20 protein-coding genes are annotated in these 23329 nt (G+C 60.0%); 1 reads left to right on the top strand and 19 read right to left on the bottom strand.

The features are described from left to right. Nucleotides 1-6 precede the first annotated feature (6 nt). From Q1A51_RS11265 to Q1A51_RS11195, 15 genes are read right to left on the bottom strand one after another with little or no spacing between them, the layout of a single operon-like run. Complete coding sequence (locus tag Q1A51_RS11265) at nt 7-891, bottom strand: amidohydrolase family protein (protein WP_299605156.1); 885 nt, start codon at nt 889-891, stop codon at nt 7-9. Next, the gene (locus Q1A51_RS11260) at nt 888-1985 is read right to left on the bottom strand and encodes a VWA domain-containing protein (protein ID WP_299605160.1); all 1098 of its coding nucleotides are present in this window, start codon (nt 1983-1985) and stop codon (nt 888-890) included. Before Q1A51_RS11260 ends, Q1A51_RS11265 begins: the two co-directional genes overlap by 4 nt. Then, on the bottom strand, nt 1982-2863 hold the full coding sequence (locus tag Q1A51_RS11255) for a MoxR family ATPase (protein WP_299605162.1): 882 nt from the start codon (nt 2861-2863) through the stop codon (nt 1982-1984). Before Q1A51_RS11255 ends, Q1A51_RS11260 begins: the two co-directional genes overlap by 4 nt. Beyond that, nucleotides 2863-3885: a molybdopterin cofactor-binding domain-containing protein gene (locus tag Q1A51_RS11250; protein WP_299605165.1), complete on the bottom strand. Its 1023-nt coding sequence runs from the start codon at nt 3883-3885 to the stop codon at nt 2863-2865. Before Q1A51_RS11250 ends, Q1A51_RS11255 begins: the two co-directional genes overlap by 1 nt. Beyond that, nucleotides 3885-5585: a molybdopterin cofactor-binding domain-containing protein gene (locus Q1A51_RS11245; protein ID WP_299605168.1), complete on the bottom strand. Its 1701-nt coding sequence runs from the start codon at nt 5583-5585 to the stop codon at nt 3885-3887. Before Q1A51_RS11245 ends, Q1A51_RS11250 begins: the two co-directional genes overlap by 1 nt. Further along, complete coding sequence (locus tag Q1A51_RS11240) at nt 5582-6058, bottom strand: (2Fe-2S)-binding protein (protein ID WP_299605171.1); 477 nt, start codon at nt 6056-6058, stop codon at nt 5582-5584. The genes Q1A51_RS11245 and Q1A51_RS11240 overlap by 4 nt, the downstream gene beginning before the upstream one ends. Then, complete coding sequence (locus Q1A51_RS11235) at nt 6058-6858, bottom strand: FAD binding domain-containing protein (protein WP_299605174.1); 801 nt, start codon at nt 6856-6858, stop codon at nt 6058-6060. The genes Q1A51_RS11240 and Q1A51_RS11235 overlap by 1 nt, the downstream gene beginning before the upstream one ends. Then, nucleotides 6855-7301, bottom strand: a complete 447-nt coding sequence (locus Q1A51_RS11230; RefSeq protein ID WP_299605176.1) for an SRPBCC family protein — start codon at nt 7299-7301, stop codon at nt 6855-6857. The genes Q1A51_RS11235 and Q1A51_RS11230 overlap by 4 nt, the downstream gene beginning before the upstream one ends. 3 nt (nt 7302-7304) lie before the next feature. After that, nucleotides 7305-7742: an SRPBCC family protein gene (locus tag Q1A51_RS11225; protein WP_299210431.1), complete on the bottom strand. Its 438-nt coding sequence runs from the start codon at nt 7740-7742 to the stop codon at nt 7305-7307. Further along, a complete protein-coding gene (locus Q1A51_RS11220; protein WP_299605178.1) occupies nt 7743-10652 on the bottom strand; it encodes a flotillin family protein in 2910 nt (969 codons plus the stop codon). It lies immediately after the preceding gene. A 24-nt stretch (nt 10653-10676) separates the two neighbouring features. Beyond that, on the bottom strand, nt 10677-11504 hold the full coding sequence (locus tag Q1A51_RS11215) for a phosphoenolpyruvate hydrolase family protein (RefSeq protein WP_299605180.1): 828 nt from the start codon (nt 11502-11504) through the stop codon (nt 10677-10679). After that, complete coding sequence (locus Q1A51_RS11210) at nt 11501-13702, bottom strand: ABC transporter permease (RefSeq protein ID WP_299605182.1); 2202 nt, start codon at nt 13700-13702, stop codon at nt 11501-11503. The genes Q1A51_RS11215 and Q1A51_RS11210 overlap by 4 nt, the downstream gene beginning before the upstream one ends. After that, entirely contained in the window at nt 13695-14492 is a 798-nt protein-coding gene (locus Q1A51_RS11205) for an ABC transporter ATP-binding protein (protein ID WP_299605184.1), read from the bottom strand. The genes Q1A51_RS11210 and Q1A51_RS11205 overlap by 8 nt, the downstream gene beginning before the upstream one ends. Next, a complete protein-coding gene (locus Q1A51_RS11200; RefSeq protein ID WP_299605187.1) occupies nt 14489-15538 on the bottom strand; it encodes a branched-chain amino acid ABC transporter permease in 1050 nt (349 codons plus the stop codon). Before Q1A51_RS11200 ends, Q1A51_RS11205 begins: the two co-directional genes overlap by 4 nt. Next, a complete protein-coding gene (locus Q1A51_RS11195; RefSeq protein WP_299210443.1) occupies nt 15539-16552 on the bottom strand; it encodes a branched-chain amino acid ABC transporter permease in 1014 nt (337 codons plus the stop codon). It abuts the gene before it with no gap. 478 nt (nt 16553-17030) lie between these two features. Here Q1A51_RS11195 and Q1A51_RS11190 point away from each other — a divergent pair, with 478 nt between their 5' ends. Further along, nucleotides 17031-17474 carry a hypothetical protein gene (locus tag Q1A51_RS11190; RefSeq protein WP_299605191.1) on the top strand — a complete coding sequence of 148 codons (444 nt, stop codon included), beginning with the start codon at nt 17031-17033 and terminating at the stop codon, nt 17472-17474. 116 nt (nt 17475-17590) lie between these two features. Here the strand turns inward: Q1A51_RS11190 and Q1A51_RS11185 are convergent, their stop codons facing one another. From Q1A51_RS11185 to Q1A51_RS11170, 4 genes are all read right to left on the bottom strand, one after another. Beyond that, a complete protein-coding gene (locus tag Q1A51_RS11185) occupies nt 17591-18421 on the bottom strand; it encodes an AraC family transcriptional regulator (protein WP_299605194.1) in 831 nt (276 codons plus the stop codon). A 138-nt stretch (nt 18422-18559) separates the two neighbouring features. Further along, nucleotides 18560-19600, bottom strand: a complete 1041-nt coding sequence (locus Q1A51_RS11180) for an iron-containing alcohol dehydrogenase (protein ID WP_299605197.1) — start codon at nt 19598-19600, stop codon at nt 18560-18562. A 130-nt stretch (nt 19601-19730) separates the two neighbouring features. Continuing rightward, nucleotides 19731-20993 carry an ABC transporter substrate-binding protein gene (locus tag Q1A51_RS11175; protein ID WP_299605200.1) on the bottom strand — a complete coding sequence of 421 codons (1263 nt, stop codon included), beginning with the start codon at nt 20991-20993 and terminating at the stop codon, nt 19731-19733. A gap of 1168 nt (nt 20994-22161) precedes the next feature. Beyond that, a complete protein-coding gene (locus tag Q1A51_RS11170) occupies nt 22162-23037 on the bottom strand; it encodes a lysophospholipid acyltransferase family protein (protein ID WP_299605202.1) in 876 nt (291 codons plus the stop codon). Nucleotides 23038-23329 lie beyond the last annotated feature (292 nt).

Here is a 23329-nt window from a genome sequence, read left to right as displayed (position 1 = left end):
TCCCGTTCAGGTCAGCCGGTAGACGCGGCATGCTGTTTCGTTGAAAATCGCGTTTTGCTCTGCAGTGCTGAGGCCGCCCGTGGCGGTGCGATGCGCCGCAAAAAGCGATGTGTAATCCGTCCAAAGCTTCTCGATGGGAAAGTTTGATCCCCATAGGCAGCGGTCCGCGCCAAAGAGTGCAACGGTCTCGGTGGTGATCCATGCGATCAGCTCCGGGTCCAGACGGTGCTGAAACGTGCCAAAGCCCGACAGTTTGCTGACCACATTCGGGCATTGCGCGAGCGACGCCATCGACCTGCGCCATGCGCTGCGCCCCATCTCGGACAGGTCCTGAAGCATGCCTGCGTGTTGCAGAACAAAAGTCACGTCCGGGCACGCCTTGGCCAGCGCGCAGGCCCCGGCCATCTGGGCCTCAAACACCTGAAGGTCAAAGACAAGACCATAATCCGCCAGCCGTGCGATGTTGCGTTGCACCACATGGTTGCGGCACAGGTCTGGATCTGTGGCAAAGCGGTAGGTCGGCGTTTCGTGCCAATGAAACTGCTGCCGGATGCCGCGCAGATGTGGAAAACGCATAAGCCGGTCCAGCGCCGGGCGCACGTCGGGCACGGTCATGTCGGCATAAGCGACCAGCCCATGCGGCCAGCCGGTGTCTTTCGCCAGTGTCTCGATCCATGCCGCTTCGTCTTCGGCACGGTGGGTCGGCCAGTTGGCCTGGACGTAGACCGATTTGGTCACGCCACTCGGGGAGACATCGGCAAGGTATTCGGACATTGGATAGTCGCGACGGATGGGCTCGTAAGGGCCGAAAATACGCGGCTGCATGGGGCCGCTCAGCCACGGCAGATCGGCCTGTCGCCAGACGTGAAAATGCGCATCCACCACGTTCATCGTCGCGCCCCCTTTGAGAAGTGAAGGATTTCCGATGCAATCCCAAGCGGCGTACTGGCGTCACCAAGGTGATCGAGCAGTGGTAGTATCGCCTGCATCGCGCCGGTCTCGGGTCGGTAGGTCGGATCGGCCACGAGCGGAGACAACCAGAGCGTTGACCAAGCAAGCGCGTCCATCCGCTCCATCGCCGAGACAAGCGCCTCGGGTCCGCCGCGTTCCAACCCGTCAGACACGATGATGACAAGCGCGCCGCGCGCGTGGGCGGCAAATCGCGGGACGGACAGGAACACTTGCAGCGCTTCGCCCAGACGCGTGCCGCCGTCCCAGTCCGCAACCAGACCGGAGGCCAGCATTAGTGCCTGATCCGCATTGCGGTGGCGCAGCGCGCGGGTGACCCGTGTGAGACGGGTACCAAGGGTAAAGCACTCGACCCGCTCCCCGCCCTGTTGCAGCGCATGGGCCAGTCGCAGAGCGCCATCGGTGCCCTCTTTCATACTTCCCGATACATCGAGCAGCATCAGCACCCGCCGCTGGCGCAACAGGCGGCGACGGGTCGGCAGGCGGATGATCTCTCCGTCCCGGCGCAGCATCTCGCGGAAGGTGCGGCGGGCATCGGCCAGCCGCCCTTTGCCCGGAGCCTGCCTGCGCGATCGTCTGCGCGGCAAGCTTTTCGGCAGCGCCCGCCGGAACGCGCGCAAGGCGGCTCCCTCGTCTCCGGCCGTCACGGCCCGCTGAAAAAGGCGCTCAGCAGCAGTGGCATCGCCGCCAGACGACTCTTCGTCTTCCGGCATGAGCATCTCTTCCACAGCACCCGCGTCGTAGCTTTGCGGCAGGTCTTCTGGATCGCCCATCGCGGGAGCAGCGATGGACCGGCCCAGAAATATGCTGTCGAACACCGCATCAAACATCTGCGCGCGTTCTGGTCCGGGGCCATAGACGGCGTGCGCCGCACGGCGGATGTCGGTCATACCTTTTGGCCCCAGAAGGCCAACTGCGGTGATGAACGTCTCGGTCCGGTCAGGCGACGCCGGATAGCCCACGGCACGCAATGCCTGTGGAAAGGCAAAGAACGGATCAAGCGCGCGCGGGGTCATGCCGCACTTTCCGACAGGATCGCATCCATGCGCCCGCCGATATAGTCAAGGTCGTCCTGATCCTTGAGCACAACCCCAATGGCCCGCGCAAAGGCCGCAGGCCAAGGCGTGCCTTGGCTGTTCAACAGCGTGGCCGCTTCGGCCCATTCAACGGTTTCGGCCACACCCGGAGGTTTCGCCAAAGGCTCGGCCCGCAGCGCATTGACTGCCGCAACAACCCGCCGCGCCGTGTCGGCCATCACGGTCGAGGCGCGCATCGTGACGATCTGCGCCTCAAGAGCGGGGTCAGGGTAGCCAATCCAATGATAGATACAGCGTCTGCGCAACGCTTCATGCAACTCGCGCGTGCGGTTTGAGGTCAGGACAACGACAGGCGGCGTCCCGGCACGCATGGTGCCGCGTTCGGGGATCGACACAGTGAAGTCAGACAAAAACTCCAACAGGAACGCCTCGAACTCGTGATCGGCGCGGTCAATCTCGTCGATCAGCAGAACGCGGTCTTGCGGGGCTTCCAGCGCCTGCAGAATGGGGCGCGAAATGAGGAATTTGTCTTCGTAGAGATTGACGTATTCGTCGCCCGCCTGCCGGATCGCCAACATCTGCGCGGGGAAGTTCCATTCGTACATGGCGGTCGCAGCGTCGATGCCCTCAAAGCATTGCAGCCGCACCAGTTCGCGACCCAGAACCGACGCGAGGGCCTTGGCCGCTTCGGTCTTGCCAACGCCGGGCGCGCCTTCCAGCAGCAAAGGTTTGCCAAGCGCCAAGGCCAGATAGGCCGCCGTGGCAAGACCGTCATCTGCAATATACTGCGCCTGCCCCAATGCATCGGCCAACGGGGCTGGCCCGTCGATCCCCTGTATGGAGGCACGCACCGACATCAGAGCGCCTTGCGGGGCTTTGCGCCCCCATTGGACTGCAACCCGCGCAGCACCTTTTCGGGCGTTACTGGCAGATCATCGATGCGCACACCGACCGCGTCATAAACGGCATTCACCACGGCGGGCAGCACCGGGTTGGCACACATCTCGCCCGGACCCTTGCCGCCATAGGGACCATCGGCGGCAGGGCGTTCGAGCACGCTGATATGGTGCGGCGCAAGGTCCCCGGGGCCGGGCATCAGGTAGCTGTTGAAGTCCTCTGGCCGGTGGTCGCGCTCGGGGTAGTGCGGCTCGGTCGTTTCCCATGCGGCATGGCTCATGCCCATCCACGCACCACCGCGCAGCTGTTGTTCCACCAGCTTGGGGTTGAGCGCACGTCCGACCTCGTAGGCGGATTGCATGTCGGTGACCGTGACCTCTCCGGTCTCGTCATCCACCTCGACCGTGACCAGCATGGCGGCATGGGCGAACGTGGTCACGGGGGACATTTCGCCTGTCTCGGGGCTCACATCCGACAAAGGCACAAGGAAAATGCCGCGTCCTGCGATGGTGCGTCCCTGCTTGAACTGCGCGGCCTGAGACGCGGCCATCGTGGTGATGGACCGGGATGGCGCGCCGCGCACGTGGATGTTGCCTTGCCCATCTGTCACGAGATCGCTCGCGTCGACTTCAAGCTCGTCGGCGGCGGCCTCCAGCATGACCTCGCGCGCCTCTTCAGAGGCCCGGATGACCGCGTTGCCCATGCGGTGCGTGCCCCGGCTGGCGAAAGATCCCATGTCATGCGGGCCGGTGTCGCTGTCGGCGGTGTCGACATAGACGTCCTCGATGGGCACGCCGAGTGTTTCTGCCGCGATTTGACGGGTAACGGATTTCATCCCCTGACCCAGATCAATCGCGGACAAGGCAACAGTGAACTTGCCATCAGGGTTCGAGTGCACCAGCGCCTGTGATGGGTCGCCGCCAAGGTTCATGCCAATCGGATAGTTGATCGCCGCAAAACCGCGGCCCGTGTGAATGGTCATCAGCGTCTCCTGAACCCGGAGAGAGAGGAAAAGCGCATCGCGCCTGAGCGCGCTGGCTTCTTGTCCGCTGCAGCTGGCGGTGTTGGTGACGGCGTAGGTGTCGAGGTCGGCGGGGCGGGCGGTGTTGCGGGTCTCGGCGCAGGTGCAGAGGTTATGGGCTGCGGTGCCGGTGCGCTGGTCGTCGGCGATGGCTGGGGCGCAGAAGATGCCCCGCTTGTGTTGGCGTAACTGGTGGCCTGGAACCCCTCGACCTGACCATCTTCGTCGGTTGCGGTATGCGCAGGCAATGCGCCACGTGCGCCACCGCCACCTGTCACAGACGTGGCCGCTTTCAACTCGGGCGACAGGGTGACGCCTGCCTTTTCCGCCACTACCTGCGCGCATTCGATCAGCGCGCAGTTCTTGGCCTCTCGGCGGTGGGCCTTCATGTCGCCGTCGCGGTAGGCGTTGAGAATGCGCAGCTCGATGGGGTTCATGCCGACCGTCTCGGCCACCTTGTCCATATGCGCCTCGATTGCGAAATCGACACCGGTGATACCAAAGCCGCGCATCGCTGTGGCGGGCGTGCGGTTGGTGTAGACGCAATAGACATTCGCCGAAACATTAGGGATCGTGTACGGCCCTGGCAGGTGACCGACGCCTTTGATGATCGCGTAGGACGACAGCCGCGTGTAGGCCCCGGCGTCGAAATACCCGGTGAACTTGCGCGCGACGATGCGCCCGTCGTTCATCACGCCGTCGGTGACGTACCACCGCTCGGCCCCGCGCGGGGCACCGACCTGCATTTCCTCGGCCCGGTCCCAGGCGTATTTCACAGGACGCCCCGTAAGCATGGCCCCCAGGATCGCCAAAGGCTCGTGAATCGAATCCACTTTGCCGCCAAAGCCTCCCCCCACGGTGCCACCGATAAAGTGCAAGCGGGACGATGGGATGTTCAGCACCTTGGCCGCAGTGCCCAGCGAAAAGAACAGCGCTTGGGTCGAGGTATAACAGACAAACCGGTCATTTTGTTCGGGCGCTGCGATGGCGCCGCAGGTCTCGATCGGTGCCTGCTCAATCGGAGACATCTGGTAGCGGCCTTCGACGATATGGTCAGCCTCGGCCAAGGCGCGGTCTGCATCACCAAAGCGCAGTTTCTGATGGTCGTATTTTCCATGATAGACAAAGAGGTTGTTCGGATAGATGTCGAGTACCGCTGGCGCACCGGGTTTGATCGCCTCTTCCACATCGAGGACATGCGGCAGGACGTCCCACTCGACCACAACCGCAGCAGCGGCCGCGCGCGCCTGTGCTTCGGTCTCGGCGATCACGGCGGCGACCGGCTCGCCCATATAGGCCACTTTGGTGTCGGTCAGGATCGGTTCATCGTCCAGACCGAAATCCAGAAGCGACAAGAGCGTGTTGAGGTTCGTCGGCACGTCCTTTCCAGTGAGCACCCGAACAACGCCGGGCATTCGGTCGGCGGCGGACGTATCAATCCGCCGGATACGGGCATGGTGATGCGGTGAGCGTGTGCACCGCAGGTGCAAGAGCCCGTCAAAGAGGTGATCATCAAAGAACGGAGACCGCCCGGTCACATGCCCCAGAATGTCCTGACGGCGCGTCGGCTTACCGATCTCGTTCAGGTTATCGTCGCGTTCGTCCGCAAACAGGTCCTTGCGAAACTCGATCATCGGACCGGATGTGGTCATATCCTTCATGCGCGCGCCCTCCCTTCAGCGACGGACAGGATGGCGGTGATAATCGGCTCATACCCGGTGCAGCGGCAAAGGTTGCCCGAGATCGCCTCGATCACCTCGTCCCGCGTCGGGCGTGGATTGCGGTCCAAAAGCGTGCGGGCCGACACCAGCATGCCGGGTGTGCAGTATCCGCATTGTGCCGCGAAATGGTCCATGAACGCGTCCTGCAGCGGATCAAGCGTGGCGCCATTGGCAAGGCCAGACGCGGTGCGCACCTCTTTGCCATCGACGGTTTCGGCCAGCACAAGGCAGGACAATTGCGTCTGGCCGTCAATGGTCACGGTGCACGCTCCACAAGTGCCCTGCCCGCAGCCAAATTTTGGCGACAGATCCCCGATCTCGCGCCTCAGGAAATCAAGCAGGTTCTGTCCCGGATCGGCAAATGCCGCGCGCGGGCTGTCGTTGAGCGTCAGATTGACCGGTTTTTTGACCATTATCCGCGCTCCATCTCTGTCAGAAGTCGTTTCAAGTGCACGCCCGCGACCTCGCGCCGATACCATTCCGTTGCGATCTGGTCGGTCGCGGGGCTGAGCCCTTCTGTCGCAGCCGCCGCCGCGCCTTCAGCAGTGGCGGTGTCCAGCATTTGCCCCTCAAGCGCCCGTTCTGCGCCCGAGGACCGCAAAGGCGTTGGCCCCATCGCGCCAAACGCCACCCGCGCGCCGCGGATGCGTCCGCTTTCGCGCGGCAGGTAGGCCGCAATGCACAGGACCGAGACGCCCTTGGGTTTGACCCGGCTGACCTTGCGAAAGCCAAACGACCGCACGTCGCGCGGCCTTGGGATTTCAACCGCAGAGACCAGCCCGGCGCGATCGCGGTCCCGCAGCACCTCGTCGACAGAACGCGCACCGCCCTGCCCCGTAACTGTGACCTGCGCGCCAAGTGCCAAAAGTGCAGTGGCAAAATCTCCGTAAGGATGCTCGGCAAACAGATTGCCAGCGACAGTTGCCATGTTGCGCACCTGCGGTCCGCCGATCTGACGCGCAACGGGGTGAAGAAAGGCCAGATCGCGATGGGCCAACACATCGGCCATCGTGACGCTGGCACCCAGACGGAGGATCTCTCCCACCGTCGAGATATGAGCGAGCCCCGGATCGGTGACCCGGATCAGCCTTGGGGTTGCGACGCCTTCGTTCACAGCGCGCATAACCACAGTGCCGCCACCAAGAAAGGTCGCATCGGCACCCATCGCGCGGGCGGCGTCTTCCATCGTTGGATAGGTTTCAAGCGTTGTCATGCGCCCTCCAGTTCCATATGCGCGCGGATCGCATCAAAGCCGCTCTGGTAAATGCCTTCGGAGACGAGGGTCTTTAGCTCACCTTCCCGTCCCTTCGGCGTGTCAAAGCGGCTTTCCCACGCCCAAAACGTCCGATCGCCGTCCGTCACCGGCGCAAGCCGCACATGTGCGACGTAGTTCAACAGCGGCACGGGCGTCTCAAGCAGGCAATAGCTGAAGGCCATGTCGGCATCCGACAGCGTCAAAAGCTGTTCCCGCAGTTCCGAGCCATCATTCAGGTGAAAGCGCCGCACGCAGCCCACCTTGTCCGACGGCTGGCCACGATCAATCGCGCTGTCGGCAATGGCGGGATGCCACCCGTCATGCCCGTTAAAGTCGCGCAGCACCGCCCACACGTCCTCAACTGGGGCATCCAAAATGGTGCTTTTGACGACCTTGACCATGATTCAGACCGCCAGATTCCGTTGCAGCGCGGAAAACCCCGCCTGAAATACATTTGTGCTGATACCGTCGACCAACTCGTCCGCGACCTCATCTGCGCATTCGAATTCGGCGGTCCATTCGGCAAAGGTCACGTTCCCGTCGGTGACCGGCGTCAGACGCAACGTCGCCACGTAGTCCGTTAGCGGCATGGGGCTTTCGAGGATCGCATAGGTGCAGAACATGTCGTAATCGCTCATCCCCAAAAGCTTCTCGCGAATGCGGTCTCCGTTTTGAAGATTGAAGTCGCGCACGCAGCCCACCTTGTCCGATGGTTCTCCGTTTTCGATCCTGCTGTCGCGAATGCGGGGATGCCAACGCGGAAGCGCGTTGAAATCGCGTATCTTGTCCCAAACCTTGGCAATGGGCGCTTCGATAACCGATGAGACGTAGACGCGGGGCACTTACTTGGACCCCTTGCTGTCATCGGTGGGCGGGGGTGTGTCCTTGTCATCTCCCTTGGCGCCTGCGGCTTTCTGTACAGCGTCGCTGATGCGCTGCATGTCTGATGCCTCGCGGATGAGGCCCCCCTGCTTGGCGATCCCGCCTCCCTCAATGCCGATATCATCGAGAAGCGAGTCGATCAGTGGCGCCTGCACACGGTAGCGCAGGGCCGAATTGATGACCTCATCTGTGGGACTGCCACCCTTGCCGCCACCGGCCCCGCCAGTGACGCCATCAAGTTGCATGATGCGGATGTCGTTGATCTTCTCAAGCGGCTTGACCGAGGCCGTGACGATGCCCTCGACATGCTCCAGGAGTTTGCGACGGAAGAGTGAGGCACGCGCCGGATCGGTAAGCACGTTTTCGGCCTCGTTGATAAGACGCTGCGCCTCGGCCTCGACCACTGCACGGACCTTTTCGGCTTCGGCGTTCAGCTTGGCCTCTTCGGCCTGCTTTTCCGCCATTGTCACGTCGATGGACTTGCGACGGTTCGCCTCTTCGGTTTCGCGAACGGTCTTGACCTTTTCCTCCGCCTCTGCGGCCAGCGCACGGGCGGCGTCCGCCTTGGCCCGCGCCGCACTTTCCTCAAGCGATTTCTGGTAGAGTACGATGGCCTTGTCCATCTGCGCGGTCTCTACGTTTTTCTCGCGGTCCACCTCAAGCTGACGACGTACGGTCTCGTGACTGATGCGTATCTCATCCAAGCCGCGCTCGGACGCCACGCGGGCGCGTTCGACTTCTTCCTGCGAGGCGATCTCGGCCTCACGAAGGGTTTGCACACGGGCAATTTCAAGTTGTTCAAGCGCACGGCGGCGTTCCAGCTTGGCCGCTTCAAGCGCTTTGTCGCGTTCGACCTCGGCCACCTCGATGGCGCGCTGCGCAGTGATCTCGGCCTTGCGGATACTGGCCTCGGCGGAAGATCGTTCGGCCTTGGTCTCGGCCAGTTCGACAATGCGTTTTTCGTCTGCTTGCTCGACCGCGCGGCGGCGTTCGATATCGGTCACCTCGCGGGTTTTCTGGCTGGCGATGCGTTCTTGTTCCAGCGCCAATTCAGAAGCGACACGGGCTTTTTCCACGGCTTCGCGACGCGAAATCTCGGCGGATTCAATCTCGCGCTCTTTTGCAATTTCCTGCGCGCGGACGTCTTGGTCAGCGGCAATCCGTTCCGCCTCAAGCGCACGATGCTGCGCGATGCGCGCCTGTTCGACAGCCTCATCTGCGGCGACGCGCGCCTCGTCGATGGCTTGATTGCGCGCAATCTCGCGCGTGCTGGTCTCGCCATCAGCCTCGATCCGGCTCGCGGCGATCTGCTTTTCGCGGGCGATCCGTGCAGCTTCAATCGCTTCGCTGGCGGCGATCTCGGCAGCATCCACGGCTTGCGTGCGCTCAATCTCAAGCGCGCGAATACGTTTGTCCTCCGCAATCCGCGCCTCGCTGATCTGCGAGTCCTGAAGGATGCGCATCCGTTCAATCGCCTCTTTCGAGCCGATCTCGGCCTCATCCAGCGACTTCTGACGCGCAATCTCGCGCTGGCGAATATCCTCTTCACCTTTGATCCGAGTCTGGGCCAGCAACAGATCCTGCGCCATCCGTCGTTTTTCGTTGGCTTCGTTGGCGGCGATTTCAGCGTCTCGGGTGCTCTTCTGCCGTTCGATTTCAAGCGCTTGGGTTTCGCCTTCCTTGGCGATACGTGCCTCGGCGACGGCCTTTTCCTGCGCAATACGGGCGCGTTCGGTCGCCTCTCGCGCGGTGATCTCGGCCTCTTCGATGCTGCGCTGGCGCTCAATCTCTTTGGCTTGCGTGTCCTGCTCGTTCTGAATGCGGGTCTCGCGCACCTTGCGTTCCTGCAGGATGCGCGCGGTCTCGGTTGCTTCTTGCGCAGCAATTTCTTCGGCGTCGATCTCTTTTTGCCGCGCAATCTCGCGGGCACGTACCGCCCGTTCGGATAATATCCGGGCTTCGGAGACTGCCTGCTCATTGGAGATACGCGCTTTTTCTATCGCCTCGCGGGCGGTGATCTGGGCGGATTCGGCCTCGGTCTCGCGTTCGGCCCGTTCACGGGTCAAGTCTGCGCGCTGCTGCGCACGGCGGGTCTCAACGTCGCGCTCCTGTTCCAGTCGGGCCTCCTCGCTCTCCCGTTCAATGTTGAGCACCTGCTTCTCGGCCTCCAGGTTGCGCGAACGGATCTTGATCATCGAGTCCTGCTCAATGTCATTGCGCAATTTGCGCCGCTCCTCGATGTCCTTGATGAGCGAGGTCAAACCCTCGGCGTCAAAGCGGTTGGAGGGGTTGAAAAATTCAAGTGCGGTCTGGTCGATGTCGATGATCGCGACGCTTTCCAGCTCAAGCCCGTTCTTCTCCAGATCGTCTTGGGACAATTCCTTGACGCGGCTGACATAGGCGTTGCGGTTCTCGTGCATCTCGCCCATCGCCATTTCGGCAGCGACGGCACGCAAGGCGCTTTCGAACTTGCCAGCAAGAAGCCCATGCAGGTTTTCCGCCTCAAGCGTGCGCCGCCCCAGCGTCGAGGCAGCCATCGCAACCGAGGTTTGGTCAGATCGCACACGGACGTAGAACTCGGCTTCGACATCGACACGCATCCGGTCTTTGGTAATCAATGCCTGTTCGCGGGTCCGCCCGACGGCCAAGGGCAGCGTATTCATGTTCACCGGTGTGATGTCATGGATGATGGGCCAGACAAACGCGCCCCCGTCGATCACAACTTTCTCACCAAGAAAACCCGTTCTGACAAAAGCGATTTCCTTGGTCGAGCGCCGATAGAGCCACTGCATCACCCAGTAAATGATCGCAATGACGACCACCGCCACAATCAGCCACAAGATCAACTGTCCGATAAGTTGTCCGGTCATGTCTTATCCTCCCCGCGTTGCGCGTTACTGGCCTTTGATGGCCTTGAAGGCGCGCGTTTGCTCCGTCAGTGCCACCTCGGTCGGCAAACGTTCCATCGAGGACGCACCATAAAACCCATGGCAATTTGACGTGTTCTTCAGGACGAATTCAGCATCGTCCGGCATCGCAACAGGTCCGCCATGGACCAGCACGATGGCGTCCTTGTTCACTGTCAGCGCCGCCTCGGCCCATGCGTCGACAAGTGCTGGGCAGTCTTGCAGCGTGACGGCTGTCTCTGCGCCAATGGCGCCGCCGGTCGTGAGGCCCAAATGGCACACGATGATATCTGCGCCTGCCTTGGCCATCTCGACCGCGCTGTCCTCGTCAAAGACATAGGGCGTCGTGAGCATCCCCTTGGCATGCGCCTTGGCGATCATGTCAACCTCAAGCCCAAAGCCCATGCCCGTCTCTTCGAGGTTTGCACGGAACGAGCCGTCGATCAGCCCGACAGTCGGAAAATTCTGCACGCCGGAAAAGCCGATGTCCTTCAGTTGATCAAGAAACTTGTCCATGAGGCGGAACGGATCGGTCGCACAGACCCCGGCCAGGACCGGCGTGTGTTTGACCACCGGCAGCACTTCGGACGCCATCTCGACCACAATCGCGTTGGCATCGCCGTAGGGCATCAGCCCCGCAAGGCTGCCGCGCCCCGCCATGCGATAACGGCCCGAATTGTAGATCACGATCAGATCAATACCGCCCGCCTCTTCGCATTTTGCCGAAAGCCCGGTACCGGCACCGCCGCCGACAATGGGTTCACCGCGCGCAACCATGTCGCGGAACTTGGCAAGGATGGTATCTCGGTCGATCATCGGCGGGCCTCTTTGCGTCTTGGGGGCCGCCCGCCGTGAAAGTCGCGGAACGCGTCGATCACAAGGGCAGCAAATTCGGGATCGTTGATATTGTGCGGCACCCGGATCAGTTGCCGCGTCGAGGTTTGTCGCACGGTGTCTTCGAGCGCTGTGAACAGGGCATGCCGCGCGGCCGGGTCGTCAAACGGCTGACCCGGCCTGTCGAGTGCTGACACGCCACCTTCAGGCAGGAAGAAGCGCACGGGCGCTTCCATCTCGTTCAGTCTGCCCCCGATCCAACGCCCCATCGCCGTGTTTTCTTCGGGCGTGGTGCGCATCAGCGTGACTTGCGGATTGTGTTCGTAGAACGTGCGAGTCTGGTACTTTTCCGGCACCGTGTCGGGCGCGCCAAAATTGACCATATCCAGCGCCCCGACAGAGCCGATGTAAGGCATTCGCCGCCGGATCACCGCGCCAAAGCGGTCTTCGGTGGCAGGGAACACGCCACCAAACAGCATGTCGCAAACCTCAGTCGTGGTCAGGTCAATGACCCCGTCCACTTTTCCTGAATCGACGAGCTTTTCCATCGACTGCCCGCCGATACCGGTGGCATGGAACACAAGGCAGTCGTAGTCGTCGTCCAACGCGTCGGTCACCTGACTAACGGCGGGGGTTGTGACACCGAACATCGTCAACGCCACCGCCGGTTTCGTTGCCTGCCGCGGGGGGGCGGAACGGCGCGCAGTGACCATGCCGATCATCGCCTGAGCAGCATTCGACAGCACCTCTTCGGTGATGACGTTCAAGCCCTGCACATCGGCGACCGAGTGCATCATCGTGATGTCCGCAGCGCCGACATATTTCGCCACCTCGCCGGAGGCGACAGTCGAGACGATCAGTTTGGGCACACCAACGGGCAAGGTGCGCATCGCGGGGGACACGATCGCCGTGCCGCCAGACCCACCGGCAGAAAGGATGCCCATCACGCCATCTTGTCGCTGCATCCAGCGGGCGAAGGCTTCGGTCATTCCAGCAACGGATTTTCCACGATCACCAGTGAATACGCCCGCAGACCCGCGCGGATGGAATGCAGCGATCTGGTGGGCGGGTATCTCGGCCCCGGAGTGGCCACCGCTGGTCGACAGATCGACCAGCCGTACGGGCAATCCGGCCGCGCGGATCTGGTCGCGCATGAACCGCAACTCGACCCCTTTGGTGTCAAGCGTGCCTGCGACCAACACCACCTGTTCGCCGGGTGCGGCCAGGGGGCGGATCTCGGCCTGGGCTGACGACATGGTTGGTAAGGCAGCGGTCACCACGCGTGCCGCGCGTTCAATCTGCGGGACCGGGACGGGTTTGGCCCACCGCGTCGGCACGTTTGGGTTCGACATATAGATCTTGGTGGCGTGCGGCTTGGCAGGCGGCCCATCGACGGCGGCGCTTGCATGAGATGTCGGTTCGACCTCGGGTGTGTCGTCATGCGCATGACGGCCAACGCCCAAAAGCCTCTGTTGCAGATCGCGGTCGGCCGCGAGCTCGCGCGCAGGCACCATGCGGTTGATCTGCCCGTTGATCATGATCGCGACACGGTCAGCCACCGCACAGGCGACCCCGATATTCTGCTCGATCACAAGCACGTCCATCTCGCCCTCGTCGGCAAGTCGCAAAAGCATCTCTTCGACTTGGCTGACAATCACAGGGGCCAGACCCTCGGTCGGTTCGTCCATGATCAGCAGGCGCGGGTTCGACAAAAGCGCGCGCGCGATGGCGAGCATCTGTTGCTCACCACCAGACAGCTGAGCCCCGCCGTTGCGGCGCCGCTCGGCGAGACGGGGGAATGTCGTGTAGATACGCTCGCTGCTCCAGGCGCCGTTCTTTTGCTCGACCATCTTGAGGTGTTCATCCACCGTCAAAGAGCGCCAAAGCCGCCGACCCTGCGGCACGTAGCCAATGCCCATGCGCGCAATGTCGGCAGAGGTCAGGCCCAAAAGCGGCTGCCCCCATGCGCTGATCCCGCCCGAGGCGGCAGACACCAGACCCATGATCGTCTGGCAAAGCGTCGTCTTTCCCATGCCATTGCGGCCTACAACCGACAAAACGCCGGTTTCCAGCCGAAGATCGACGCCTTGCAGCGCGTGGGATGCGCCGTAGTAAACATTGAGCCCCCGCACTTCGAGGGCCGCCGGGGTGGCACGGTGCTGATTGCGACGCTCAGCCATGACCATCCCCCAGATACAGCTCCTGCACCTCTTGGTCGTTCTCGATTTCTTCGGGTGTGCCTTCCTTGAAGATCATGCCGTTGTGCATCATCGTCACGCTTTCCGCGACGCGCAGCGCGACGTCCATGTCATGCTCGATGATAATGTAACCGATATGACCCGGCAGACCGTTGAGGATCGACACCAGTTCCGCCCGTTCAGTTGGCGAAAGGCCTGCCGCGGGCTCATCAAAAAGAATGATCCGCGGGGCACCGGCAAGGGCGAGTGCAATCTCCAGCTGGCGTTGCTGCCCATAGCTCAGGTTGGCGACGGATGTGTCGCACCATGGCGCCAGGTGCACTGCCTCGATCAGTTCGTCAGCGCGGCCGAGTAACGTATCATTCTCGCGCGGGCGCAGAAACGAGAACCGCCCCCGCGACACGCCCCGGCAGGCCAGATAGACATTGTCGGCCACGGTCAGGCCGTTGAACAAAAGGCTGATCTGGTAGGTGCGGCGCAGGCCCCGGCGGATGCGTTCGTGGGCGGGAAACCGGGTCACGTCTTCTCCGAAAAGGCGGATGGTACCGCTTGTCGGCAAAAAGTCTCCGGTCACGCAGTTGAAGAGCGTCGTCTTGCCCGCACCATTTGACCCCAGCACCGCGCGGCGTTCGCCCGATCCCACCGTCAACGTGATATCCCGGATTGCAGCCAAAGCGCCGAACATCTTGGTGACGCCGCGCAGCTCAAGCGCATTGCCGGAACTGACCGACCCCAGACGTTCTGCCGCACCTGTCTGTTCCGTCAGGCTCATGGGTCTTCCCCCGTCAGAGGGTCCTGCCCGCGCGCGCGACGATTGCGCCACCGCTCCCACAAGCCAAGCACGCCGTCAGGTGAGAAAAAGACGATGGCGAGAAAGCCCAACCCGATCAACAGCTTGAAACGCTCGCCAGACAGGCCGAATGCCAGCAGGACATCGGGTGAAAACGTGCGCAGCAACACATAGATCAGCGCTCCGATAAACGGTCCAATCGGGCGTGTAATACCGCCGACGACCGCGATCACGAGAATATCAATCACCGCAGGAATACCCGCCGTCCCCGGCGCGATCTGCGCGTTCTGCCAGGCCAAAAGGATACCGCCAATCGCCGCGATCACACTGGCAAATGTGTAGGCCGCAACCCTGTGCGCGGTCACGTTGAACCCCAGCGCCGCCATCCGGCGCGGGTTGTCACGCACCCCTTGCAAGGACAGTCCAAACGGCGAGCGCGACACATAGACGACCACCAGGTAACAGATCGCGGCACACCCCAGCGTCAAGTAATAGAATGGCATCGGCGCGCGCCAGTCGACGCCGAACAAGGGCGGCGGCACGACCAGGTTAAACCCGGAATACCCGTTGAAAATCGTGTAGTTCTGCCGGGTGAAATAGAAAAACGCGGCCGCAATCGCGAGGGTGATCATAATCGTGTAGATGCCCTCGGTCCGCACGGCCAACGCGCCCACCAGCGTTCCGAACAGTGCCGCGATAGCAACGGCAATTGGCAGATAGAGCCACCATGGCAGTCCCATACTGATCTCGCCCATACCGGAATTGCCAAAGATCGCCACCATATACCCTGCCATCGCGGCGACGGACATCTGGATGAGACTGACCATGCCTCCATAGCCCGCAAGGAACATCAACGAGAGCGCGATCATCCCAAGGATGAAAGTCCAGCCCATGACCTGAAAAAGAACGAAGTCATTGGCCCAGGCGGGCATCGTCAAGAGAATGAGAACCAGGGCCCACCAGCCCGCAGGAATCTTTTCGAACCACATCGGCTGGACCGCCGCTTTTCTGGGTTCAGCGATGGACATCTAGCGCGTCTCTCCCAAAAGGCCCTGCGGACGGAACGCGAGCACGGCGGCCATGATCAGGAAGGTGAACACCACCGAATAGGTCGGCGCGTAGACGAGCCCCAACTGCTCGGACAGGCCGATGATCAGTGCTCCGATCGCCGCGCCGGGGATAGAGCCCATGCCGCCGACGATCACCACGACCAGACTGGCCAGCAGAAATCGCGTGTCCTCGCCCGGTGACAGCGATTGGAAGGTGCCGCCAACGATCCCGGCCATCCCCGCAAGGCCCGCACCAAAGGCAAACACGGCGAGGAACACGTATTGTATGCGCACGCCGGATGCTGCCAGCATTTCACGGTCATCGACACCTGCGCGCACCAGCATGCCCAGCTTTGTCTTGTTGAGCACCAGCCACATTGCAATGCCAATCACGATAGCCGCAAAGAGGATCGCCATACGCACAGCCGGGTAGCGAAGGTAAACCACCTCACCGGAGTCGCGGATCGACGACACAATGGGCAATGTCATCGGCCCCGACAGCCAATCCGGGGAATAAATTGTGTAGGATTGCCCACCCCAGGTCCACAGCAAGAGATCAGCGATCACCACCGACAGACCAATGGTCACCATCGTCTGGCGAAGCTCCTCGCCCTCCATACGGCGAAATACCTGATTTTGCAGAATAATCCCCACAATTGCAACGATGATGAACACCACCGGAAAAGCCAGCAGCCAAGACCCCGTCAGCTCGGACACTTCAAAGCCGAGATACCCCCCCAGCAGATAAAGCGAGCCGTGCGCAAGGTTCACGTTGCGCATCAGGCCGAAGATCAACGTAAAGCCCGAGGCCACCAGGAAATACAAAGCGCCCAATGTAATGCCGCCAAAGATAGCGTTCAGAAAAACGCGCTTGCGGCCCATAACTTCGACCATTTCTTCGGACCAGGTCGCAAAGATCAGCCACAGGAACACCGCCGCGACAAGCGCGATAATGATCGACCAGATGGGATGGCGCTGTAAAAACCCCTGCATACGACCCTGCTTGTCCCCCGTACATGTGGTGGCACGACGGTTTAGCGTAACGCTCAATCCGCGTAGGGCAGATACCCGAGCGTCTGATCCTTGTGCTTCGCGTTGCAAAAAACGCTTGGGCTTTGGAGGCAGAGGACGGGGGGCGGTTTGCAATTATGGGGACACTTTGCATGAACGGCGGCTTTGAGCCCAAATTACTTGATGTTGCGGAAGCAACGGATGTCAGCAATGCCTTTCGGAGTTTGCCGCGCCAATTTACAAACACGATGTCCTAAGCTCTTATGGCGTCATGTTGGCTAAACTACTTAACAGGCTTGCTAGACGTCGAAATGCCAAGCGCAATCCGCTTGCTTGTTTGGTATGCCCCCACGTTCTAGAAGACCCGAGGTCAATCAACTTTCTATGCCGGGTTCAGGACGGCTATGCCGCCAGCTGCAGTAAAACTTGCAAGGAGTTCGAGGCTGGAAGAGATCTTGGGATGATCCATCTCGGTCATTTGCTGTCTTTGGATGAAAAACTGACCGACATTGGCGGATTGCCTATCAACGTTGCGCTAGAGCGAGACGGCAACGAATGGATGCCAAACTATTTCTTTGAGGAGTATCAACCTGTTGAAGGTGATTTTGTTGCGTCGAGCGAAAGAGATCGCTTGCTTAGTATTAGGGATGGCGATTTGGTCTTTGCTTTTTCGTTAGGCAACAGTGAGTTGGTGACAGCGAGTTTGGATGACGGTTTCCAGATCATTCCTTTTTGGGAAAATGCCGATCAGAGTTCCGAGTTTCAATCACATCTGCTTGGCACTGAGAAACTTAAGCATTTGCCTTTTGCCCAACTCAAGTCTTGGGCCAAGCAAAACGGGATTCTTTTCCTGGGCCCAAACTTCTTGTGCGAGCACTTCGACTATGCATTGATCGCTAGGTGAGCAGGTTGAGACGAGAACAACTCGGTTTACGAGAACGGCCATTGGCGCAGCCGCAGCGAAAGGCAGAAAAGTCCCGCATACCGAACTTTCCGGATCCCCACGTAAGACATCGCCTTTCACGTCACGTGAACACTCCGCCGATAAGCTGACGGAGGAACAACACCATTGCTGATGAAAAATCGCGAGAAACTGGCTTGGCTGGAGAAGCCGAGGTCAAAGCCGATGTCCGCCACAGCGTTCTCGGAATTCGCCAGCTGTTCAATCGCACGCTCCATCCGCAAGGCATTGCAAAAGAGGTTTGGTGTCAACCCGACCTGCGCGCGAAACAGCTTGAAGAAATGCGGGCGGGACAAGCCCACTTCGCGTGCGACATTGTTCAACTTAAGTGGCGCACCGACATTGTCTTGCAGGTACTTCAAGGCCTTGCGAATGCGGAAATCCCGGCGCGGCAGGATCGGTCCTGTGAATTGCGCGCCGCGCGGTGTCCATTGCCAGGATTGATCAAACGCGGACTGCGTCAGATCACACAGCCGGTCTTCGATCAAGAGATCTTCGCGATCCCCGTCTAGCATCGCCTGCGCTGTGCCAAAGACAAGACGGGACAAATGTTCAGTCATCTCGACGCCATTACGGCCAAAGCAAAGCGAAGCTGACGCCCGCCGCGCGGCCTCCAGAAACCACGCCGGGCGTATGTAAAGGACCACGGCCAGAGTTGGCTCATATGCGTGCAGCGGTTTGTAGTAATGACCTTGCCATGGGCTGACGGCGACGGCCTGCCCTGCGGATAGCGGATAGGCGGTGTCATTCACCACAACTTCGCCCGGCGGTCCTTGCAAGTGAAAGATGAGATGTCCTTCGCGATGCCCGTGTGGCACCATCTTGCGATCCATTGAGTACAAGCAGACACGGCCAAAATGCCCATGGTACACGGCCAATGATTCACTCATTGTTTCCTCCCAATTTTTTGTTTTTATTATTTTTATTTTGCCCGGACGTCTTTGGTCTCGTTTGGCTTTTCTGACGTTAACCTATAAACTGGCAGACACAAAACGCCTCGGTCCATACGGAACCGCATAAGTTAGACGTCACAGCGCTGCACGCATTATTCTTTCGTAGTCCCGTTCGGTCACATGGCGCGGATTGGTACGGCTTGACGGGTCTGCTGCGGCAGTGCGGGCGGCGGTGGGCACAAGCGCTGCGTCAACGCCGATCTCGGAAAGCCGCAAAGGCAGTCCGACGCGATGGCCCAAACGGCTGAGCGCATCCGCCAAATCGGCACCTTCTGGCAATCCCAGGACTTCGCGCAAAACGGTGAACCTGTCCGAAACCGCCGGGGCGTTGAAAGCCAGAAACTCAGACACAAGCGCGCTGTGCAGAACACCATGGCGCGCGTCAAACACGCTTTCGAGACCATGAGCCGCAGCCTCGATCCCGCCAAAGCCCTTTTCACCAGCCAGCCCTGCATCCAAAGCCGCAATCAGCATTTCGCGCCGCGCGGCGATGTCAGTGCCGTCTTGCACAGCCTGCTCGAGGTTGACCACCGCACGCCGCAAACCATCAAGCGCTATGCCATCGGCAGGCGGGTTGAAGGTCGTGCTTAGATAGCTTTCGAGGCAGTGCACCAGCGCGTCCATCCCGGCCGCCGCCGTGGTCAATGGCCCCGCATCAAGCGTCAGCGTGGCATCACAAAGCACCGCGACTGGCAAATCTGCGCGCAGACTTGGCACGCCTTTGACGCTTTGACCCAGCGGACCCAGACCAACCGAGTTTGTGCGCGTGGGAATGGTGATCACAGGGACCTGTCGGCGCGACACGGTGCGCGCCAAATCCAATGCACGCAGGCCTCCAAAGGCGACAATGCCGTCGCTCTCGGCTTCCGCCAACAGCGCAATGACGCGGGCGCGATCTGCGGTGGTTTCGCTTGTATCGGGCAGGACAAACGTAGCCGGCGCGATGGTTGCAGGTATCGTATCCAGTAGCCTGTCAAGCGCGTCGGACTGTGTTGTGCTTTCGCTTGCGATCAACAGAGGCCGCGAAATCTGATGCCGTGTCATTTCAGATGGAAGAGCGTCTTCCAACGCACGATCCGCAAAATGGATGCGTGTGAGGTAGGTGATCAGAGACACGAGCCGTACCCCCATTGCGAACTGTCTCGAGCAAGATCAGAGCGAGCGTTGGTTTTTGGTCTGGTCTTTAAAAGGCGGGGCCAAAAACAGTCTTTGGCCCCGCAGTCGGGAGTTTTCTAAAACCGAGGTTTCAGCCGCCGCCCAAAGCGGCGCAATCCGGTGTATCGCGCGACGGAAGCCCCATCGCCGTAAACTCTTCAACCGTCATCCCAAGGGTCTGGTTGACGTCGTCTGTGCGCGACTTGAACTCGTTTTTGAGCCCGCCTTCACCGTCTTCGACCACTTCGTTGATAAAGACCGATCCCGTTGCCTGTCGGTTTTCGTTCAAGGTGACGGGACCCAGCGGTGTGTCCAGCGTCATGCTGGAAAGTGCCGCCTGAAAGGCTGCCTGACCATCGGACAGGTCGCCCTCAACCGCGTTCAGACCCTCAATCGCCGCAAGTGCGGCAACGTAATAACCAACGCCAAAGAGCGATGGCGACGGAAAGCGCTCGCCTTCCGGGAAGGCGTCCTGATAGGCAGCAACGTATTCCTGCCAAGCCGCATCGGGGTTGTCATCGGCCATTGGGCCGGATGTCGGTGTACCGATCAGCGCGTCTTTCGCGCGGCCACGCGACGTCAGAACCGTTTGATCCGCCATGATCGTACCGCCGATGAGGTTCGTTTCGGCCCCCGCCTGCGAATACTGATTGAGGAAGTTGATAGCGTCCGTGCCACCCACACCCAGATAAATCGCGTCCACGTCATCGGGCAGCGCTGCAATCACGCCACCAAAGTCGGAGGAGCCAAGCGGCACCCAGAACCGTTCAACAATCTCACCACCCGACCGGCAGAAATCGACGGCAAAACCAAGGAAGTTCGTGTAGCCAAAGGAATAGTCCGCCGCGACCGTCGCGACCTTGGTCCAGCCCTTTTCATTCACAACATACGATCCAAGACCTGCACCCCATTGCGCGCCATCAAGGTTGAAGCGAAAGAAGTTGTCCGCAGGATCCACCCAGGTCGTTTCCAGCGCGCCCGAGATGCCATTGATCACCGTATTGCCCGGAACCGTCTTGGCGTAATCCCGCATCGCAATGCCTTCAGAGCCGGAAAGTGGCCCAAGGATTATATCCACTCCATCCTGTTCTATCAGCTTGCGCGCCTGGCGCACGGTTGTGTCGGGCGTGGTATCCGTGGGTGCGACAACGGTTTCGATTTTCATGCCACCGGCCATGCCTCCTGCTTGCTGAATCGCAAGTTCGACATTGCGCACACCGTCCGCACCGCCTTCGGCAAATGCGCCTTCAAGTGCGACCAGAATGCCGATTTTCACCGTCCCATCCTGCGCCATGGCGGCTGCGGGCAACATAAACGCGAGCGCAGAAACCGAGGCGATCAACGATCTTTTCATGGTTTTCCTCCCAAATTTTGGCACAGGCTACAGCGTTGATTTAATTCCGCCCGGACGCCTGCAGATCAAAACGTGGCGGAGCGAAAAGGCTACGCGAATTTCGCCAAAATCCAGACCACACGGAGTGCGCCGACATATCCAATAGTCTCATTTTTTTTGTATCTGACATGTTGTCGGCATCACTCAAGCGGCGTTGCAAATTGAAAGACGAGAGGTCACAGATGAAAAAATGTAGCCTGGCGTAAAGGCTTCGATGAAGAATGGCCGCATAGCGCTATCGGGAACGTGGACTCGACAGCACCGACGAAACGGCCAGACGTATCCAGCCCGTATGTGTGATCAACGTGAGCAAAATCGGGCTCTGATTGGAGACACATCGGGTAGCGCAATCTCATCGCAAACGATGTCTCTTTGAACGATTTCCACTCTAAGCCCTACGTGTCCGGGTGGCAAAAAACAGAGTTGCCATTTGAGTCCAAGTCACTCAACCCGAAATCCTCTAGCGTGGCGGTATGAGTGTCGTTGCAGACATCATATCGGGGATCTACACCGTCTGGCGACATTGAAGAGCGCCTCGTTGATCAGGCTAACCGCTCAGCCGTTTTTGTCGTCCACCCCAACGGGCGGAGACACTGTTTTTCGATAGCTGATGGGGTTCTAACCGGCGGCACGTATAGCAAAGTCGCGCTTCGGCATCCGTTGACACTGCAACCGTTTGAGCTCGCCGCTAGGTTTTCCGACTCCTGCCTCGGCTTGTCTCCCTGCTTCTTCGCGATCTGCGCAGCGCATTGTGGCAGTTGCCAACGCCTGCGCTCCGCCGTCGTGCCCTCTACGCGCGACGACCGCGGAGGAGTGCAGCGATACATCGCAGATAGTTGGAGTAACCTAACCCGTTTCAGTACCTACCCAAACCTTTGTACAAACTAATGTAGATTTGGAAAAGAAAGCGGCCACTAGTTTAGGGCGCAGCATTCGTAAGTCTAAGCTCCTTGGTGCCATTGCAGCCACCGCGGAATCCCACGAACTAGATCTGATTTGCCAAGATAACGGCCCCGAGCGGACCTTCAGCTGGCTACCCGTCGCTGCAGCGCAACCTCACCAAACCGGTCATTGGTGGAAGGCGCAGCATCCTTCAAACTAGGACGATCGGCTAGCGAACTGCACTCCTTCAAACACCATCCCACCGTCTCAACATCCAGTACCACTGTTCCGGGTTCGCCATTATCCGCGCAGACAAACTGTCGTTGAAAGCACGCGTCATTTGGATGGTGTCGGTGTGGGGGATTGGGGCTTCGAACTCTACGCGAAATGCGTTCCCATCACCAATGCGGGTGCCAAATGCAGGGATCATGGGCAGATCGTATTTCAGTGCAAGATGGGCCGCCGAGAGAGATGTGAGAGCGTCATGCCCGAGAAACGGTATCCTTACACCTTCTGAATATTTTTCATCGAGCAAAATTGAAATAATGCCACCATTCCGCAAATGCCGCACAAGGGCTCTGGTTCCAACGCGGCCGGTCGCCAAGATCGGCTTCCCACCTGCCTCGATTCCAGCACGAATGCGACGCTCGTAGTGGCGGTTCTTGTGTGGCCGATACACAGCTCCGCTTTCGAGCCCATGTATTTTGATCACGGCGCGAATAGCTTCCCACTGTCCAAAATGGCCGGAAACAATGATCGCTCCCCTGCCAGCCCTTTGAGCCTCTTCGAGAACAGCCATGCCAGGACCGGAGACCCTGAACTTATGGTGTTGGGTTTGAAAATCAGCGTCATGATAAATCTCGAACAGCGTTCTGCCCATATGCCAGCCCATATCTTGGCCAAGCTTGGCGCGTGTACTGCGCTTCATATCGGGAAAGACCCGTTTGGCTTCGCGGTCAAATCGGCGCCTTGCTGGGGGGAACCAACGCATGACGGCTCTGAATGTCGTTCCCAATCCACCAGAACGAGAGTCAAACGAGCGCCACCTCACAGCGGTCAGCGCCGACCACAGTGGGAAGTATCTTGCGTGCTGTAGAACTGATTTCAACGATACGGAGAGCATTGTTCTCTATGACTGGTCCCAGCGGCAATACCAACCGAAAACAATAGAGCCTATGACCCCGGTCCGTCTAAGTTGCGGATTGTTTGTACGGCGATTCTCACCGATCCTGCGGCACTACAGTGCAAACAAGACGTCGTTACATCAGTCTTCAGTCCCTAACGGCCCATTGCAGACATTCAACAGCCACTTGCGATGCTGCGGTCGCAGTCCGCATTGCCGCCGTTCGCTGCAAATGCAAAATCTGAGTTGTCTCAGAATTGTTCATTCGCTTCTGTCTGTGTCGAGCGTCGGT

Source organism: uncultured Tateyamaria sp. (assembly GCF_947496075.1).
Taxonomy (GTDB): domain Bacteria; phylum Pseudomonadota; class Alphaproteobacteria; order Rhodobacterales; family Rhodobacteraceae; genus Tateyamaria.
This window is presented reverse-complemented; position numbering and strand designations above follow the sequence as displayed.

Bases quoted from the DNA above. Each gene is read 5' to 3' on its own strand.
- Q1A51_RS11240 (WP_299605171.1), bottom strand. From the start codon at position 6,058: ATGGTCAAAAAACCGGTCAATCTGACGCTCAACGACAGCCCGCGCGCG.
- Q1A51_RS11195 (WP_299210443.1), bottom strand. From the start codon at position 16,552: ATGCAGGGGTTTTTACAGCGCCATCCCATCTGGTCGATCATTATCGCG.
- Q1A51_RS11205 (WP_299605184.1), bottom strand. From the start codon at position 14,492: ATGAGCCTGACGGAACAGACAGGTGCGGCAGAACGTCTGGGGTCGGTC.
- Q1A51_RS11215 (WP_299605180.1), bottom strand. From the start codon at position 11,504: ATGATCGACCGAGATACCATCCTTGCCAAGTTCCGCGACATGGTTGCG.
- Q1A51_RS11175 (WP_299605200.1), bottom strand. From the start codon at position 20,993: ATGAAAAGATCGTTGATCGCCTCGGTTTCTGCGCTCGCGTTTATGTTG.
- Q1A51_RS11170 (WP_299605202.1), bottom strand. From the start codon at position 23,037: ATGCTCTCCGTATCGTTGAAATCAGTTCTACAGCACGCAAGATACTTC.
- Q1A51_RS11190 (WP_299605191.1), top strand. From the start codon at position 17,031: ATGATCCATCTCGGTCATTTGCTGTCTTTGGATGAAAAACTGACCGAC.
- Q1A51_RS11200 (WP_299605187.1), bottom strand. From the start codon at position 15,538: ATGTCCATCGCTGAACCCAGAAAAGCGGCGGTCCAGCCGATGTGGTTC.
- Q1A51_RS11220 (WP_299605178.1), bottom strand. From the start codon at position 10,652: ATGACCGGACAACTTATCGGACAGTTGATCTTGTGGCTGATTGTGGCG.
- Q1A51_RS11210 (WP_299605182.1), bottom strand. From the start codon at position 13,702: ATGGCTGAGCGTCGCAATCAGCACCGTGCCACCCCGGCGGCCCTCGAA.
- Q1A51_RS11230 (WP_299605176.1), bottom strand. From the start codon at position 7,301: ATGGTCAAGGTCGTCAAAAGCACCATTTTGGATGCCCCAGTTGAGGAC.
- Q1A51_RS11245 (WP_299605168.1), bottom strand. From the start codon at position 5,585: ATGAAGGATATGACCACATCCGGTCCGATGATCGAGTTTCGCAAGGAC.
- Q1A51_RS11235 (WP_299605174.1), bottom strand. From the start codon at position 6,858: ATGACAACGCTTGAAACCTATCCAACGATGGAAGACGCCGCCCGCGCG.
- Q1A51_RS11260 (WP_299605160.1), bottom strand. From the start codon at position 1,985: ATGACCCCGCGCGCGCTTGATCCGTTCTTTGCCTTTCCACAGGCATTG.
- Q1A51_RS11250 (WP_299605165.1), bottom strand. From the start codon at position 3,885: ATGACCATTCACACGGGCCGCGGTTTTGCGGCGATCAACTATCCGATT.
- Q1A51_RS11265 (WP_299605156.1), bottom strand. From the start codon at position 891: ATGAACGTGGTGGATGCGCATTTTCACGTCTGGCGACAGGCCGATCTG.
- Q1A51_RS11185 (WP_299605194.1), bottom strand. From the start codon at position 18,421: ATGAGTGAATCATTGGCCGTGTACCATGGGCATTTTGGCCGTGTCTGC.
- Q1A51_RS11255 (WP_299605162.1), bottom strand. From the start codon at position 2,863: ATGTCGGTGCGTGCCTCCATACAGGGGATCGACGGGCCAGCCCCGTTG.